Here is a 17,279-nt window from a genome sequence, read left to right as displayed (position 1 = left end):
TATATGAGAAATCACTGATGTCTCCTTTAAAGCAGGATATCTCGCATTCGAGTGGGTGAAGCAATAGCATAACATAATTCATTTATAAAAAATGGTTGTACCATAGATCGCTTTATTAATATTTACATAACAATATTTTAATATCTCTTATAGAATCCTCTTTTCTCCTTCCTCTCTTTCACTATCTTATTGTCATTACTCGTTTTTGATATCCAATTTCATTTTTACAAAAATTTCATAAATACATTTTGCCTGTTGTTCTGGCTAAATAAAAAAATAGTTGATAGATAAAAACTCTATAAAAATGCTAAATGATAGATACTAACACTGGCTAAGTCGTGATTTTTGGCGGTTTTTTAGGTAAACGATCGCTGTGCAGACAGTGTGACAACATGATTCCCTGAGTTTGATTAATACCGGATTTTTGCATTGTGTCATTTTCTCGTCGACTTAATATAAGCCCCGAAACAGCGTAAACAACTGTGGATGGTATTTCGGATGGAATACCAATGAAGTTCAAAATACGGGGCGGCTTGAGATGGATTGTTTGCAAGGATATGCGCTACCGCCACCTGCAGATCAGGATTTTCCGGACATAAATTATCTGCGGAAATAGATCTTCGGAATAACTAAAAAACAGATATAAGGTTAAGTAGTAATATGAAAATGAAAAACGTGGCTGTGGCCTGTGCGCTGATGGCGGGAATGACTTTTACTGCCTCTTCTGCTTTTGCTGCAAAAAATGTCGAACCGACTAACGGTAAAATTCACTTCACCGGTTCTCTGGTTAATTCCGCATGTGGTCTGGCACCAGAATCCAGCCCGGTACAGGTTAATTTTGGTGAGATCCCAACTTCTCAGTTAAAAGACAACCAACGTGCTGGCGTTAAGCATGCCAAAATCGTTCTGCAGGGCTGTGATACGACCGTCGCGAAAACGGCCACTGTGACCTATACCCCGGCAACGATTGATACAGACAACAACGCGCTGGCTGCATTCACCTCTGGTACTGCAAAGGGCGCGGGCATCGGTATGATTGACAGTGGCAACCAGGACGTGGAATGGGGTCAAGCCGCCTCTCAGGTCAACATTACCGATGGTGAAACCGACATTGATTTCGTCGCTTACCTGCAGGCAAACAACGCATCTGCCGCGGTAACCCCAGGTGATTTCGAATCTACCGTTAATTTCCAGATCGACTACCAGTAACGATCTGCAGCAGGCGCATTAACGCGCCTGCTTAACCCTTCCTGCGAATAACTGAAAGGAAATGCGGTGATGCCTGGATGGCGAATTTTACTGCTTTTTATCTTCATATCGCCTGCATGGGTTTTGGCTGACACCAATCGTCTTGTCAGTACGCCCGGCAAAATGCGCATGCGCGGAAATATTATTGAGGCTGCCTGTTATGTCGATCCACGCGACCGGTCGCTACTGGTTGAATTTGATGATCTCTCAGCCAGAGATATTTCCGGAAAACCAGAGAAAGTATCAGCGCATGATTTCAGCATTCATTTGTTGGGATGTTCATTAGGGGATTCTCAACACCCCGGGAATCTGTTTCAACGCGCCAATATTACCTTTTCTGGCGCACCGGATAGTGACAATCCTGATTATCTAAGCGTGCAATCGGAAACTGAAAATTTAGCGATAGAAATATATGACAGCAACGGACAGCAAATTCATCTGGGTGAGCCATCACCGGACTATGTGCTTAATCCAGGGAAAAACACGCTCAATTTTACGGCTTATTTGATCTCCCGCGACGGAAGAATGACATCTGGCGAATTTACTGCGGTCACGCATTTTGTTGTGAATTATCTCTGAGCTGCACTGCAATTCGGGTATCTGAAGGTTTGCGAACGAAAATGATCACGCTGAAAACAGATAAAAAACGTCTGGCGCTTTTTATTGCTCTGGTCTGTGCCTCTTCATGGGCTGAAGCGGATGAGGCCATTGAATTTAATACCGACGTACTGGATGCCAGCGACAGGCACAATGTCGATTTGCAGCGTTTTTCCGAAGGCAACTTTGTGACTCCCGGAGAATATCTGCTGGATGTTCGTATTAACAGCCAGGAGATTCCACAGCAGTCGATCCGTTATATCGTCGATCCTGCCAACCCGCATAAATCCATGGCATGTCTGACCCCGCAACAACTCGAATTACTGGCGCTCAAAGAAGAAGCGCTGGCCTATATTCATCCGATTAGCGCGACCTGCTATGACATTTCCCGCCTGCCGGGTGTGGCGTTGAATAATAGCGCAGGCGTACTGGACGTTATCGTGCCTCAGGCGTGGATGAAATATACCGATCCAGACTGGACGCCACCGGAACGCTGGGATAACGGCGTCGCGGGGCTGATTTTTGACTACAGCGTCTCGGGCCAGGCCACACATTATGAACAGGGCGGCGATCGTTATCGCTCTCTGTCTGGCTATGGGCAGACAGGTTTTAACCTCGGCGCGTGGCGATTTCGTGGCCAGTATCAGGCCAATTACGCTTCGGATGATAATCGCGGCCGTATCGACTGGGATCAGATCTATGCCTATCGACCGTTGCCGATGCAGGCTGCAAAACTGACGGTCGGCGAAATCTACCTGAATTCACAGGTTTTTGATTCGGTACGTTTCACCGGGGCTAACCTCGCCAGCGACGAGCGTATGTTGCCACCGAATTTGCAGGGCTACGCGCCTGAAGTGCACGGCATCGCCCGCAGCAATGCGAAGGTTACCGTCAGTCAGCAGGGCCGTGTTATCTATCAAACTACCGTTCCCGCAGGGCCATTTAATATTCAGGATCTGCACGGTTCGGTACGCGGCACGCTGGATGTTCGCGTCGAGGAGCAAGATGGCAGCGTACACACTTTTCAGGTCAATACGGCCGATATTCCTTATCTGACGCGCCCAGGCTATGTGCGCTACAACGCCGCGGTCGGGAAGCCATCGCGTTATAACCACGACGTTCAGGGGCCTGCGTTTTATAGCGGTGATTTTTCATGGGGGGTCAGCAATGCCTGGTCGCTGTACGGCGGCGCGCTGCTGACTGGCGATCGCTATAACGCCTGGTCGATGGGGATTGGGCGGGACTTGAGCTGGCTGGGGGCGCTGTCGGCTGATGCGACGCAATCCGTGAGTCGGGTAAAGCATCAGGCTGAACAAAAAGGCATGTCTTTTAAGCTCAGCTACGCCAAAACTTTTGATGAGTACAACAGCGCCATCACCTTTGCCGGTTACCGCTTCTCACAGCGTAACTTCCGCACTTTCTCGCAGTTTCTCGACGAGCAGTATGAAAATAACAACAGTGCCGGCAACGAAAAAGAGATGTACACCATCACCGGCAACAAAACCTTCTTTGCTGACGACCCACTATTAGCGACCACGCTGTACCTGACCTATACCCACCAGAACTATTGGGATCGCGGTTCCCAGGATCGTTACGGATTATCGATGGGGCACAGCTTTTCATTTGCTGGCATCCAGGGGATCAGCGCCAACGTTGCGGCTTACCGCTCTGAGTCTCAGGGCAAACGAGACGACAGTCTTTCGCTTTCAATCTCGGTGCCATGGAGCGATGGCCGCTCTATGGATTACGAATTGCAGAACAGCGGCAACCAGACCAGCCAGATGGTTTCGTATTCCGATAACCGCGACCGTAACAATCCGTGGCGTTTGCGCACAGGGGTTTCCGGTGAAGGGCGTACGGCGTTTGATGGCTATTACAAGCACCGCAGCATGATGGCGGAACTGGAATCTAACGTCAGCTGGCAGCAATCACGTTATTTCTCCATTGGCGGCACGATGCGCGGCGGCTTTACCGCGACGCGTCACGGTGCGGCGCTGCACAACAGCCAGGCGTCGATGAATACCGCCAGGGTGATGGTTGATACCGACGGGGTGGCGAACGTGCCGCTGAACGGCGAACAGGCGCACTCAAACCGCTTCGGTATTGCCGTCGTACCGGACGTCGTTAGCTATCACAGCTTTGATACCCGTATCGATGTGGACGCAATGGACGAGGACATTTCCGCGACTAAAGCCATCGTGACCAACACCCTGACGGAAGGTGCGATTGGCTACCAGCATTTTGCCGTGGCGCAGGGGCAAAAAATGATGGCGCTGCTGCGCCTGAAGGATGGTTCGGTACCGCCGTTTGGCGCCGAAGTGTTTAACGCTAACGGCGTTAGCGTCGCCATGGTAATGGAAAACGGTATGGCCTGGATTGCGGGTGTGAATCCGGCTGAGCGTCTTTCCGTTGCCTGGGCTGGCCGTGCGCAGTGCCACTTACAGGTGCCACAACAAATCAACCCGGAAGGTAACGTGCTGTTGCCTTGTGAATAATTTCAATAACCTGAATGAATTTTGTCATGAATAATCAAGCTTTTTACTCCGTGCAGCGTTGGCTTAAACCCGTGGCCTGTGGCCTGCTTTTGATTGCAGAGATCAACACCTCATGGGCGGGTATTGCGCTCGACCGTACCCGCATGATCATCACTGGTGATGCGCGCTCAGTCAGTGCGAACTTAACCAATACCAGCCCGAGCATTCCGTTTCTGGCTCAGTCGTGGGTGGAAGATGCCAACGGAACAAAAATTACCTCGCCGCTAATGGTCTTACCGCCGCTGCAACGAATTAACGGCGGGCAAAAGGGAATTGCCCGCGTGACGAAAACCAGCGGGATCAACGCCCTGCCGCAGGATCGCGAGAGCTTGTTCTACCTGAACGTACGTGAAATTCCGCCTAAACCGGATAAGCCGAACGTGCTGCAACTGGCGATGCAGTCGCGCATCAAATTGTTCTACCGTCCGGCCGCCATTGTGCCGGAAACGCCGGGCGCCGTGTGGCAAAACCAACTGGTCTTTCACAAGCAGGGCCAGCGCTGGAGTGTGGATAACCCAACGCCTTACTTCGTCACCTTAATCGGCTTAAGCCGCAAGCCAGAAGCGCAGGGAGGCGGCAGATTGACCGACTTCCCCGGCGTTATGGTCTCACCAAAATCCTCTCTCGATTTTAGCGTCACGGACGGCAGCGTCAGCCAGTTCAGCATGATGTACGTGAACGATTTTGGCGGTCATCCCGAACTGAAATTCAGCTGCACAGGCAATGTATGTAAAGCATTGCCGATGGAGCAACAGCCCCGGTAACAGGAATCGTAAATGAAAAAGATGCTTTGCGCCCTGCTAATGGCGGGCATGGCCTGGCAGGTTCAGGCCACCAGCGGCCGCCAGGATATGAGCAACGTGTCCGGTGAGTATGGCAACGTCCGCTTTCATGGCCGGGTCTACGTGTCGCCGTGCGTGCTGGATATGGCCTCACGCGATCAGACCATCAATCTTGGTGATATTTCCGCCAGTCGGTTTCGCCAGGGCGGCGATCGCAGCGAACCGGTGTTGGTCACGCTGTACCTGAACGGCTGCTTAAAGGGCTCTGGTCATACCCTGAGGGATTTCCCCGGGCAGACCAGCGAAATGCCTGAGCTGGCGCACAGCACGGTGGAACGTGGCGTTTCGATGACGCTGATGGCCGAAGGCGCGCCGGAAAACAGTGACCTGGGGCGTATTCGTGGTGATGTGCGCGGCGCGGGCATTCGGCTACTGACCGAGCGTAATCAGTTGATCCATCTGAACCAACCGCAACGTATGTGGATCCTCAAACCAGGCGATAACGCCATTCACTTTCTGGCCACGCTGGAATCTTTTGGGCCAGAGGTGACTGCCGGAGAATTTAACGGCCTGGTGAGACTTAAGCTGGAGTATCTATGAGCGTATTACGCAAAGCGCTGTTGTGGGTTGCCCTGGCTGGCTGTCCACTGGCCGGGCAGGCATTTACACAGGGGGAAGGTGAGCCGGAGGGCGGGTCGCCGCATCAGTACGATATCGAATTGAGCTCGCTGGATGTCAGTAAAAACCACGTGGGTGGCAGAACGGATCCGTTTACCTGGAACCTGGGCAGTTGGTATGTGGTGAATTTCTATTGCGAGCAGGCTGACATCTCCCGGTCGCCGATTTACTACACCACCACGACTACGATGCCGCCTTCAAATCAGGGGGCGAACCGTTTTCGGCTAAATGAGTATCTGGATGTAGAAGTGCAGGTGTGGGTTGCCGGGGGCTATAAACAGTATGTTCAGGCGCCTTTTACCAACGTTTCAAACCGCAACAGCAATAACACTTGCAAAAAGCGCAAGGGCTACACGCGCGCCACTAACGTTGAAAGTGGTTCAAAAGGGAAAGTGACGTTTATTGTCACTAAACCCATTATCAACGGCATCAATATCACTTCCCAATCACTGGTGGAGGTAGCCGGGCGCATGGGGAGCGCGGGACCTACGCCCACTACGGCGATTTCCCGTGTGGTGATTAAATCCGGGCTGATTACCGTACCGGACAAATGCACCTTCAACCGGGGAGACAAAATCAGTATTGAGTTTGGCGATCTGCCAGGATCCGCTGCCCGGCTCAATGGCACTAACTACAGCAAGTCGATCCCCATTCATGTTGTTTGTGAAGGCGGCAGCTTCGATCAGGGCGCGCTGAACATTAATCTTGGCGTACAAACTACCACGGCGTCAGGCACGGCGGGGTTCAACGATCATCTCCTCGGCACGCTGAGCGGCGGACAAAAGCGCGACGATCTCGGCATTATGCTTAAAGACGAGAGCGGTGGCACCGTCGTGCCCAATCAATTCTATAACGTGAAAGGTTTTTACCAGAATCAGGGCGACTGGAATCTCACCGCTGCACCGGTGGCAAAGCCGGGCGTGGGAAGCGTTAAGGAAGGTGAGTTTGAAGCCTCTGCCACCGTTGTTGCGCAGTTTCAGTAGGGGGATGCCATGAGATTTTCGGCGTTATTCGCGATCGGCGTGTTACTGCTTGGCGGCATGGCGCAGGCCGACACCAAACTGGTCGGCGGTGATATGTATTTTCACGGCACTATCAGAGCGCTGGCCTGCAGCCTGGCACCAGGAGGCGACAAAATCGAGGTCGATTTCGGGCAAATCGCAACGCAGGATCTCTATCTTTCGGGGCGCAGTAAGCCGGAAAAATTCAGCATTCAGCTACGCGACTGCAACCCCGAGGTTTTTCGCGGGATCTCGGTCACTTTCAGTGGTAGTGAGGATGCTGAACTGGACGATCATCTGGCGCTGGATAGCAGTGAACAGGGCGGCGCGACTGGGATCGGTATTGGGATGAGCGAAGAGGACGGCACGGCAATTCGCCTTGATGAGAGCACGTCAGTCAAAGAGATAACTGCAGGCTCGATGACGCTAAATTTTTGGGCGTGGGTCGCAGCAGAGCCGTCGGCGATAAAAAATCAGTCTCTCGAATACGGTCCGTTCAGCGCCAGCGGAACCTGGACACTGAACTACCAGTAGCATGATGAACGCACTGAATCGTATTGCCCCGCTGCCAGCGCAGAAATTATTGCTCGTTATTAGTCTGTTTTTCTGGTGTGGGGTAATGCATCTCTACTGGCCGAATAACGGCGGCAGCGGTCTGTCGTTGCCGCTTAATATTACGAGCTGGATTTATGCCGTTGTGCTAGCTGCAAGCGCATCAGTGCTGGTTCCTCGTCAAGACTGGCGCATCACTGTCCCTGCCACGGTTTTTTCGATGGGGGCGCTCATCCTGACGCTGCTTTGTCTGCTGACGCCTGGCGTCTGGCAGTTCGAGGCGCAACTGGTCGCAGGGGCGCTGCTGGGAGGCGTGCTCGTCTATCTGGTGACATTACAGATTCCGCTTGCGGCAAACACCCTGACGGTACTGCTGACCCTGCTATGGGGCGCGTGCGTCATCGAATGTCTGGCGTTTTTGTATCAGTACTGGCATTTGCCGGGTGTTGATTACTGGGAGTTTGCCTGGCGACGCGGTACGCGGCCCTACGGTATTTTTCAGCAGGTCAATCTGATGGCCAGCTTCACTGCATCTGGTGTGCTGCTGTCAGCTCCGCTCTTTGTACGGCTACGCGACAGATATCGAATTGTCATCGGGATTGCCCTGGTGATGATGGGCTTTGTGCTGCATGAATCCCAGTCGCAAACCGGCTATGTGTCTGTGGTGGTAGGTGAAGTCTTGCTGCTGGTGGTTTTCCCGGCGCAACGCCGTATGTTGTTGCTACTTCTGCTGCCGCTGGCGTTAGGCATGGTGGCGGGCACGCTCGCTCGCCATTTTTTGTCCGTTGCTACAGTCGATCACCTGACCACTTCCCAGGTGCGCTGGACGGTGCTTAAAACGTCACTGGCATTATTTGCCGAACGCCCGTGGACGGGGTGGGGCGTGGGCAGTTTTGCCGCCGTGTTTCTCGAACGCGCGGGGCCGTTAGGGCTGAGCAGCATCTCGCATCCGCACAATGAACTGGTGCTGTGGCTGGTGGAGGGCGGCCTGGTGGGGTTGGCGGGGGCGCTGTGCTTTATTACGGGAGGCTTCTGGCTGTGGATGCACGGAAATCGCTGGCGTCGCGCTTGTCTGGTGGCGGCGCTGCCGGTGGTTATTCATATGTTGACGGAATACCCCGTCAGGCAGTCAACACCACACTGGTTACTGCTGGTCCTGTTGCTTCGTTGTGCAGATAGCCCGCTAAAAGGGGGTCGTCTGACGCTTACGTCGACGTCGCTGATTCGTGCGCTGGCATTGATCTCGTTTTTAACCTTCACGCCATTGTTGCTTCTCTCACTGCACACGCAACAGCAGTTGACGCTGGCGGAGCGACAGTCAGCGCAGTGGCGTCTGGCCGAGTCGCTCCCGGTAGGAGGCTGGCTCCTTGCCCCTCGCTACCGGTTTGATGTTCAGATGGGGTATCTGCAACGGTATCAGCGTACCCGGGACGCTCGCTGGCTGGAAGCGGTTCGCCGCTGGGCGCCTGACTATGTGCGTGTTCACCCAGACCCGAATGTCTCCTTCACGCAAATCTTGCTGGCGTTACAGCAGCGCGACCTACCTGAGGCGCATCGTCTGGCGACGCGCTTTTACCTGACATACCCGAACGATCGCCGTATCCCGTGGCTGCAGGATGCACGACGTCCTTTCAATCAAAAAATGGAATGATATGAACAGATTCAGCGAACAGACCCGCCATGTGCCAGAGCTTCCCCGCAACGCCGAGCTGCTGCGGATCACCGGGATCCGTTTGCAGCGCATCCATTTTTTTGATGATGCATCGCTGGATGTCTGTGAGGTGTTAAGTCAGGTACGCACGCCGCTACCGCTCGATCTTTTTTTCAAGCACCTTTCCATCACCGCAAAACAGCAGCTATTTCTGTGGCAAATGCGGCAGGTACTGGCACTCTCAGGAAGTTATTCGCTGAATTTATCCGTCAGGATGCTGACCTGTCTGTCGTGGATTGCGCAGCTCGCCCGGCAGGCGCATCAGGGGCGGATTGTTATCGAAATACAGGATCCTGGCACCATGATGCGACTGGAAAAGGCAGAACAGCAGGCCGTATGCATTGCCGTTAAAACCCTGGTGCGTCACGGGTTTCGCGTGTGGCTGGATGATGTTTCGCCTGAGCTATTTTTTGTCTGGCGACTGTCTGGCATCCGTTTCGATGCCATCAAAATTGAAAGCGGAATGTTTCATCAGTTCAGGACGTCGGAGTGGCAGTTAAGGGTACTGGTCAATCAATTTCGCGGGTTGGGAGAACGGGTTGTGATCGAGGGGGTGGAAACGCCGCAGGATTATGCCATTTGCCGTATGAGCGGCGCAGATGCTGTGCAGGGATTTTTGTTCGAGCAGGAAGTATTACCGAAAAGCCTGAATCATTGCTGATTCAGGCCATGGTCATTATTCGCTCAGCGTCTGTGCGATATCTTTTTGCACCTGCTGGCGCTGTTCTGGGGTCAGTACTTTGTTCAGGTCGAAATAGTATTTCACGCGGTAATAACGCGCCTGCTGTTCGATATTGCTGAACGCGGAAAGCTGTTTTTTGACGGCGGCGTCATCCCATTTCCCGGACTTGATGACGTCAATCAACGCGCCGTCTTTAACATCCTTCACCGATATCTGGCTAACGTTGGTTTCAAGCTGCTGGTGCAGTTTTTTAATCTGCGCAACCTGGTCAGTGCTCAGTTTAAGGTGCTGAACTACCGGGTCCTGAGCTGGTGCGGGTACAGTGGATACGTTTGCTGCAAGCGTGCTAAAAGAAGCGCCAGCCACGGTTGCCGCCAGCAAAGTCATGCGTACGAAGTTCTTCATTTCGGGATCCTGATAAGGGAATTATTAACATTGTCTGTCACTCGCTGGTGACGAGTGATTATCCTTTGCAGAATACGATGCCCGAAGCACGTCGCCACGCGAATTTGTTTTGCGGTTGGTTACGGAGTGAAACAATCCCGCTACGCAAAACGTTGTGCAGCGGGAAGAAGGCGATATCTACAGCGTGAACGGGTCAGCGTCCTGCCAGGCGGGGAATTTCTCGCGGTACTCGCGCAGCGCCGAGAGTGACAGTTCAGCGTCCATGCGCGTAGCCTGATGTGGCTCGGCGGTGGCAATAATCTCACCCTGTGGATTAATCACCCGGCTGTCACCGCGATAATGATGGCCGTTACCGTCAGTACCCACGCGGTTACATCCTGCTACATAAGCCTGGTTCTCAATTGCCCGCGCGGTGAGCAGAACCTGCCAGTGTAGCGAACGCGGCGCCGGCCAGTTGGCGACATACAATGCCAGGTCGTAATCGTTGCGGTTGCGCGACCATACCGGAAAACGCAGGTCATAACAGACCAACGGCAGAATGCGCCAGCCGCGCCATTCAAAAATAACCCGCGCGTCACCCGCCTGATAATGTTGATGTTCATCCGCCATGCGGAACAGGTGGCGCTTGTCATAGAAATGGACATTACCTTCGGGTTCGACCAGCAAAAAGCGGTTTACCGGGCCACGTTCAGACAAGAGAGCGGCGCTGCCTGCTATAAGGGCGTTCGTCTGTTGCGCCTTAGTGCGCATCCAACTGACAACCTCTTCCTGCGGCAGCGATTTGCTTGCCGCTTCCATGGCAAATCCGCTGGTAAACATTTCAGGTAACACAATGACATCACGTCCGGTGACGGTTTCCAGTTGGCGGTCGAAATGGCGCAGGTTAGCCGGGCCATCCATCCAGATCAGCGGTTGTTGCAGCAGAGTAATTTTCAAACCGGGCACGATCGAGGCTCCTCATTGAACAACATTTTGACACTGTAGCATGAGCTCTAACGGAAATGTGGCAATAAAAAGCCCCGCATTAAGCGGGGCTAAACGTTGTGCGTGTGTCGTTACGCGGCTTCGACTTTACGCACCTTCTCTGGCAGCTTTACCGGCTGAGTCGCCAGCGCCTCGGGTTCAAAGTCATCCACGTTGATGCTACGCAGACGACTCGCTTCGGCTTTCACCAGAATTGCGGCTTCGTCTTTATCAATCAGCCCTTTAGCCAGCGCATTGTGCGCCAGTTCATCCAGGCGGGTAAACGGCAGGTTTTTACCCAGCTCTTTGCAGATCCGCTGGTGGATAGGGTCGGCTGCAATCACATCCAGCAAAGCCTCTTCCAGCAAACCTACCGGGTTATGCTCGCTCGGCGTCAGGTATTGACCACGACCAAGGCGAGAACGGGTGGCGCTCGGAACCTGCAGAATCTTCGCGACTTTATGATCCAGCTTGTCAGACGGTGCATGGTAGTGGCGACCGGTAGGGAAGATAACCACACTCAGCAGGCCCGCGACCAGTCGGTTCGGGAAGTTTTTCAGCAGGTCGTCCATCGCCTGTTCCGCTTTGTACAACGCATCCTGAACGCCCCAGTGAACCAACGGCAGGTCTGCTTCATTACGGCCTTCATCGTCATAACGCTTCAGTACCGCGGAGGCCAGATACAGCTGACTTAACACATCGCCCAGACGCGCGGAGATACGTTCACGGCGCTTCAGGCTACCGCCCAGTACGGCCATGGAGACATCCGAAAGCAGTGCCAGGTTAGCGCTCAGACGGTTCAGATGTTGGTAGTAACGTTTGGTCGCATCGCCGGTTGGCGTGCTGCTGGTTAAGCCGCGCGTCAGGCCCAACCAGAAGCTGCGCACTTTGTTACTGCCGACGTGGCCGATGTGTTTGAACAGCAGCTTGTCGAACGCATTCACATCGTTACTCTGTGCCGCAGCCATCTCTTCCAGAACGTACGGATGGCAGCGAATCGCCCCCTGACCGAAGATCATCATGCTCCGGGTCAGAATGTTGGCACCTTCAACGGTAATGGCGATAGGCGCGCCCTGATAAGCTCGGGCGAGGAAGTTGCTTTCGCCAAGCATAATGCCTTTACCGCCAGTAATATCCATTGCATCGATGATTGACTGCTGTCCACGGTGGGTACAGTGATACTTCACGATGGCCGACAGCACCGCCGGTTTTTCACCCAGCATAATACCGTAGGTAATCAGCGACGCCGCTGCATCCATCACGTACGCGTTACCCGCAATACGTGCCAACGGCTCTTCAATACCTTCCATCTTACCGATAGAGATTTTGAACTGGCGACGAATATGCGCATACGCGCCGGTTGCCATTGCGACCGATTTCACGCCGCCCGTCGAGTTAGACGGCAGGGTAATACCGCGTCCCACGGACAGACATTCCACCAGCATGCGCCAGCCCTGACCGGCCATTTTTGGGCCACCGATGATGTAATCAATCGGCACGAAGACATCTTTGCCCAGCGTCGGACCGTTCTGGAACGGCACGTTCAGCGGGAAGTGTCGACGCCCAATTTGTACGCCTGGCGTTGACGTTGGGATCAGCGCACAGGTAATGCCGAGATCTTCTTCACCACCCAGCAGTTTTTCCGGGTCGGAGAGTTTAAATGCCAGACCCAGTACGGTAGCGATAGGCGCCAGCGTGATATAACGCTTATTCCAGGTCAGGCGCATACCCAGCACCTGCTGGCCCTGCCAGTCGCCCATACAAACCACGCCGGTATCAGGGATCGCGCCTGCATCGGAACCCGCTTCCGGGCTGGTCAGAGCAAAGCAGGGGATCTCCTGACCACGTGCCAGACGCGGCAGGTAATGATTCTTCTGCTCTTCGGTGCCGTAATGCTGCAGCAGTTCACCAGGGCCTAAGGAGTTAGGTACGCCAACGGTGATCGCCAGGATCCCGGAAACGCCGGAGAGTTTCTGCAGAACGCGAGCTTGAGCATACGCGGAGAATTCCAGCCCGCCGTACTCTTTCTTAATGATCATCGCGAAGAAGCGGTGTTCTTTCAGATACGCCCACAGTTCCGGCGGCAGATCCGCGAGTTCATGGGTGATCTGGAAGTCGTTCGCCATGCGGCAGGCTTCTTCCACCGGGCCGTCAATAAACGCTTGTTCTTCAGCTGTCAGATGCGGCTGAGGATAGTTATGCAGTTTTTTCCAGTCTGGCTTGCCCTGGAACAGGTCGCCTTCCCACCAGGTTGTACCGGCATCAATCGCCTCTTTCTCAGTGCGCGACATCGGCGGCATGACTTTACGGAAACCGCGGAACACTGGCGCAGAGATCATGGATTTGCGCATTGGCGTAAAGTTAAACGGTACGAGGAGAATGGCCAGAGGAACCAGCAGCCAGATTGACCACAGGCCAACCACGCCAAGCGCAGCTGTCCAGGCGAGCAAAATTAAGCTGCTGAGGAATAAGCTCACGCGGTGATAAAACAGAACGCTGAGCAGAACAACCGTAGCGATAATACTCAAAATCATCATAACGAAAAGCTCCCTTGCTTGTAGGAGGTCTGACCACTTGTGATGATATGGTTGTAGTGGATGTAAATTCTTTTAGCAATGTGTTTACAAAATAATTACAACAAAGCTCACATTGTTGCTGTTTTAACCGGCACAAAAAATCAAAAGCCGCAGCCATTCCTGTGGCTTGTACTTCTCGCTGGTAGCGCTATCCGGTACACTGCATCTTGTCATTTACATTCATGCTGAAGGATATCCTCATGTACCAGGATCTTATTCGTAACGAACTGAGCGAAGCGGCGGAAACGCTGGCTAATTTTCTTAAAGATGACGCCAATATTCACGCCATTCAGCGCGCGGCGGTCCTGTTGGCAGACAGCTTTAAAGCTGGCGGTAAGGTACTTTCTTGCGGTAACGGCGGTTCCCATTGCGACGCGATGCACTTCGCCGAAGAGCTGACCGGACGTTATCGCGAAAACCGCCCAGGCTACCCGGCGATCGCTATCTCTGATGTCAGCCATATCTCCTGCGTCAGCAACGATTTCGGTTACGATTATGTCTTCTCCCGCTACGTTGAAGCCGTGGGTCGCGAAGGCGATGTCCTGTTAGGCATCTCTACTTCGGGTAACTCCGGTAACGTGATTAAAGCGATTGCCGCAGCGCGTGAGAAAGGGATGAAAGTCATCACCCTGACTGGTAAAGATGGCGGCAAAATGGCGGGTAGTGCGGATATCGAAATTCGCGTGCCGCACTTTGGCTATGCTGACCGCATTCAGGAAATTCATATCAAAGTGATCCATATCCTGATCCAGTTGATCGAAAAAGAGATGGTGAAGTAAGAAGGCTATTTTATTTGCCATTTTGAATCCGGGCAGTGCCCGAAATCCTCACGTACTACGTGTACGCTCCGGTTTCTGCGCGCTGTCCGAATCTAAACTGGCTGCAACAATTACGCCTTCCCGCTTAAAGGCGTTTGTGGAGGTGATGTATGTGCGAACTGCTCGGGATGAGCGCCAATGTGCCAACCGATATCTGCTTTAGCTTCACCGGGCTGGTTCAGCGCGGCGGAGGTACCGGGCCGCACAAAGACGGCTGGGGTATTACGTTTTATGAAGGTAAGGGCTGCCGTACGTTTAAAGATCCGCAACCCAGCTTTAATTCGCCTATCGCCAAACTGGTTCAAGACTATCCCATCAAATCCTGTTCCGTGATTGCCCATATTCGTCAGGCGAATCGTGGCGAAGTGGCATTGGAAAATACCCATCCATTTACGCGTGAACTGTGGGGACGTAACTGGACGTACGCTCATAACGGACAGCTCAGCGGCTATAAATCGCAGGAAACCGGTAATTTCCGCCCGGTCGGGGAAACCGACAGCGAAAAAGCTTTCTGCTGGCTGCTCCACAAGCTGACTGAACGGTATCCCCGTACGCCTGGCAATATGACGGCAGTGTTTAAATATATCGCGATGCTGGCAGGAGAATTGCGTGAGAAGGGTGTCTTCAACATGCTGTTGTCTGACGGGCGTTATGTGATGGCTTTCTGCTCGACCAACCTGTTTTGGATCACCCGTCGTGCGCCGTTTGGCGTGGCGACACTGCTGGATCAGGATGTGGAAATCGATTTTAGCTCAGAGACCACACCCAATGATGTGGTCACCGTGATTGCCACTCAGCCGCTAACCGGCAATGAAACCTGGCAAAAGATTATGCCAGGCGAGTGGGCGTTATTTTGTCTCGGGGAGCGTATAGTTTGATGCCAGTTGCGGCTGAACCACTTCGTGACTCAACGGCTTGCTGATAACGTAACGGCCATCGACGACGGAAACTGTCGGTGGCTTACGCGTTTGTTCAAAGTAATCGTAGCCAGGCTTTAGCTGCGCCCAGAATTCTTTGTAATACGAGAACTTATGGCGCTGCATGTTGGCATCGGTCATGCGGAATGGATAAATGCTAACCTGCACGCTGGACTGCCCAAATACCAGTGCGCCGGTGACAAACTGGAAAATCTCATCAATGCCGTTGTCGGTCATTGCGTAGCAGCCGACGGAAACGCAGGCGCCGTGGATCATCAGGTATTTACCTTCATAACCGTGTGCGCGGTCGTAGGCGTTAGGGAAACCAATGTTAATCGCTTTATAAAAGCGGCTATCCGGTTTCAGCTGTCCGCGCTGTACGCTGTAAAACCCTTCCGGGCTTTTGAAATCGCCCTGACGCTGTTTCGGACCTAAGCCGCCGGAATAATTGCAGATCTTATAGCTGTCGAGCAATTGATACTGTTCGCCCATCTTGACGTACAGATCCAGCGTTCGCTCTTCTTTGAAGATCTGGATATAGACGGGGGAGCCCATTAATTGCTGCTTATATTCTTTGCTGACAGGCGTAGTCGGGCTGCTGCTGCTCAGCAAACCGGCAAATGAAACGCACGGCAATAAAAGCATCGCAAGAAAAAATGCGATTTTACGCATACTGCTTATTCCTTGATAAAACGATTACACACGCCAGGACGGCAAAAAGAGTTCCCAAATCGGATAAATCTGGATCTGGAGCGCTCACATTATCACCCAGAGAGTTTTTCGCAAGTCTCTCGTGCGGCGTTTACACTTTAGATTTTCTTTATACGGAAAATTGTGCTTAAAGGCAGTCAGACACTGACGTATTTTGTGGGTTAGCGCACGTCATTAAGTCTTCTGAGTGCAGAATTCCTAATATATTGAATTTAAAAAATTAATAATTTAATAATCGAATATTAAAATGGAATGCCCGGCAATAGCGGTAGACTGCGGCGAACGTGTTTGATTAGGTAGTGTTGTTTTCATGTCTTTTGTCTCTGCGCCCCGACGCTTTTTGCCGGGTCTGCTGTCTTTGTGTGTTGTGTTGTCCTCGCCGTCTGTCGCCAAAGTTCAGCCCCTCTTATCTGACGCCCATTTAAGCTATGCGGCGCAATTACGCATGCGTAACCGCGCCCGGCTGCTGAAGCAGTACCACGCGCAGGTAAAAAAGCAGGCAAGTTATGTGGTAGAAGGTAATGCGCAAAGTAAAAGCGCGCTGCGCCAGCAAAACAGGACGCTGATTAAACAGCACCCGGAGTGGTTCCCGGGGCCACTAAAAGCGAGCGATCAACGCTGGCAGGAGCTGGCTGAGAATGACCATTTTCTCAGTAGCGATCATCTGCACAACATAACCGAAGTGGCAATCCACCGTCTTGAGCAGCAGTTAGGTAAACCCTATTTGTGGGGCGGGACCAGCCCGGAACAAGGCTTTGACTGTAGCGGGCTGATCTTTTATGCCTACAACAAAATTCTGGCAGCAAAATTGCCACGTACGGCGAATGAAATGTATCACTATCGGCGGGCGACCATCGTCGCGAATCGCGACCTTCGTCGTGGTGATTTATTGTTCTTTCATATTCACAGTCGGGATATTGCCGATCATATGGGCGTCTATTTGGGGCAGGGACAATTTATTGAATCGCCGCGTACGGGAGAAACGATTCGGGTGAGCAATTTATCCGATGACTTCTGGCAGGATCATTATCTCGGCGCTCGTCGTATTCTGACGGAAAATACCATTCTGTAATCAAAAAGGCGGTGCGAATGGCACCGCCTCGT

At 52.8% G+C, this 17,279-nt stretch carries 16 protein-coding genes; 12 read left to right on the top strand and 4 right to left on the bottom strand.

Features of this window, described 5'->3' with window-relative positions; all coding sequences use genetic code 11:
* The first annotated feature begins 660 nt into the window (after positions 1–660).
* From HV352_RS18885 to HV352_RS18845, 9 genes are all read left to right on the top strand, one after another.
* Positions 661–1,209 carry a fimbrial protein gene (locus HV352_RS18885; protein ID WP_016155749.1) on the top strand — a complete coding sequence of 183 codons (549 nt, stop codon included), beginning with the start codon at positions 661–663 and terminating at the stop codon, positions 1,207–1,209.
* Positions 1,210–1,278: 69 nt separating this feature from the next.
* Positions 1,279–1,827, top strand: coding sequence for a fimbrial protein (locus HV352_RS18880; protein WP_019076063.1), 549 nt, complete (start codon positions 1,279–1,281; stop codon positions 1,825–1,827).
* A gap of 41 nt (positions 1,828–1,868) precedes the next feature.
* A complete protein-coding gene (locus HV352_RS18875) occupies positions 1,869–4,340 on the top strand; it encodes a fimbria/pilus outer membrane usher protein (protein ID WP_181634986.1) in 2,472 nt (823 codons plus the stop codon).
* A gap of 26 nt (positions 4,341–4,366) precedes the next feature.
* A complete protein-coding gene (locus tag HV352_RS18870; RefSeq protein ID WP_046275745.1) occupies positions 4,367–5,143 on the top strand; it encodes a fimbria/pilus periplasmic chaperone in 777 nt (258 codons plus the stop codon).
* A gap of 12 nt (positions 5,144–5,155) precedes the next feature.
* Positions 5,156–5,761 (top strand): fimbrial protein, encoded by a 606-nt coding sequence (locus HV352_RS18865; protein ID WP_019076065.1) that lies wholly within the window; start codon positions 5,156–5,158, stop codon positions 5,759–5,761.
* Positions 5,758–6,822, top strand: a complete 1,065-nt coding sequence (locus tag HV352_RS18860; protein WP_016155754.1) for a fimbrial protein — start codon at positions 5,758–5,760, stop codon at positions 6,820–6,822. The genes HV352_RS18865 and HV352_RS18860 overlap by 4 nt, the downstream gene beginning before the upstream one ends.
* 9 nt (positions 6,823–6,831) lie before the next feature.
* Complete coding sequence (locus tag HV352_RS18855; RefSeq protein WP_016155755.1) at positions 6,832–7,374, top strand: fimbrial protein; 543 nt, start codon at positions 6,832–6,834, stop codon at positions 7,372–7,374.
* Between the two features lies 1 nt (position 7,375).
* Positions 7,376–9,043 carry an O-antigen ligase family protein gene (locus tag HV352_RS18850; RefSeq protein WP_181634985.1) on the top strand — a complete coding sequence of 556 codons (1,668 nt, stop codon included), beginning with the start codon at positions 7,376–7,378 and terminating at the stop codon, positions 9,041–9,043.
* A 1-nt stretch (position 9,044) separates the two neighbouring features.
* Complete coding sequence (locus tag HV352_RS18845) at positions 9,045–9,764, top strand: EAL domain-containing protein (RefSeq protein ID WP_181634984.1); 720 nt, start codon at positions 9,045–9,047, stop codon at positions 9,762–9,764.
* A 15-nt stretch (positions 9,765–9,779) separates the two neighbouring features.
* On the opposite strand, the gene HV352_RS18840 is transcribed toward HV352_RS18845, so the two are convergent.
* The 3 genes from HV352_RS18840 to fadE form a co-directional block, all read right to left on the bottom strand.
* Positions 9,780–10,190: a Spy/CpxP family protein refolding chaperone gene (locus tag HV352_RS18840; protein WP_046275741.1), complete on the bottom strand. Its 411-nt coding sequence runs from the start codon at positions 10,188–10,190 to the stop codon at positions 9,780–9,782.
* A gap of 177 nt (positions 10,191–10,367) precedes the next feature.
* Positions 10,368–11,135 (bottom strand): amidohydrolase, encoded by a 768-nt coding sequence (locus HV352_RS18835; protein ID WP_049270868.1) that lies wholly within the window; start codon positions 11,133–11,135, stop codon positions 10,368–10,370.
* A 110-nt stretch (positions 11,136–11,245) separates the two neighbouring features.
* A complete protein-coding gene (fadE, locus tag HV352_RS18830; protein ID WP_016155759.1) occupies positions 11,246–13,690 on the bottom strand; it encodes an acyl-CoA dehydrogenase FadE in 2,445 nt (814 codons plus the stop codon).
* Between the two features lie 239 nt (positions 13,691–13,929).
* Between fadE and lpcA the strand changes: the two genes are divergently transcribed.
* Entirely contained in the window at positions 13,930–14,508 is a 579-nt protein-coding gene (gene lpcA / locus HV352_RS18825; RefSeq protein WP_016151815.1) for a D-sedoheptulose 7-phosphate isomerase, read from the top strand.
* A 149-nt stretch (positions 14,509–14,657) separates the two neighbouring features.
* A complete protein-coding gene (locus HV352_RS18820; protein ID WP_181634983.1) occupies positions 14,658–15,425 on the top strand; it encodes a class II glutamine amidotransferase in 768 nt (255 codons plus the stop codon).
* Here HV352_RS18820 and dpaA read toward each other — a convergent pair.
* Positions 15,396–16,136, bottom strand: a complete 741-nt coding sequence (dpaA, locus tag HV352_RS18815; protein ID WP_016151817.1) for a peptidoglycan meso-diaminopimelic acid protein amidase — start codon at positions 16,134–16,136, stop codon at positions 15,396–15,398. The genes HV352_RS18820 and dpaA overlap by 30 nt on opposite strands.
* A gap of 349 nt (positions 16,137–16,485) precedes the next feature.
* On the opposite strand from dpaA, the gene HV352_RS18810 reads away from it, so the two are divergent.
* Positions 16,486–17,247, top strand: a complete 762-nt coding sequence (locus HV352_RS18810; protein ID WP_016155761.1) for a C40 family peptidase — start codon at positions 16,486–16,488, stop codon at positions 17,245–17,247.
* The last annotated feature ends 32 nt before the right edge of the window (positions 17,248–17,279 follow it).

This window comes from Citrobacter sp. RHBSTW-01044, from assembly GCF_013781945.1.
GTDB classification, from domain to species: Bacteria; Pseudomonadota; Gammaproteobacteria; order Enterobacterales; family Enterobacteriaceae; genus Citrobacter; species Citrobacter braakii.
This window is presented reverse-complemented; position numbering and strand designations above follow the sequence as displayed.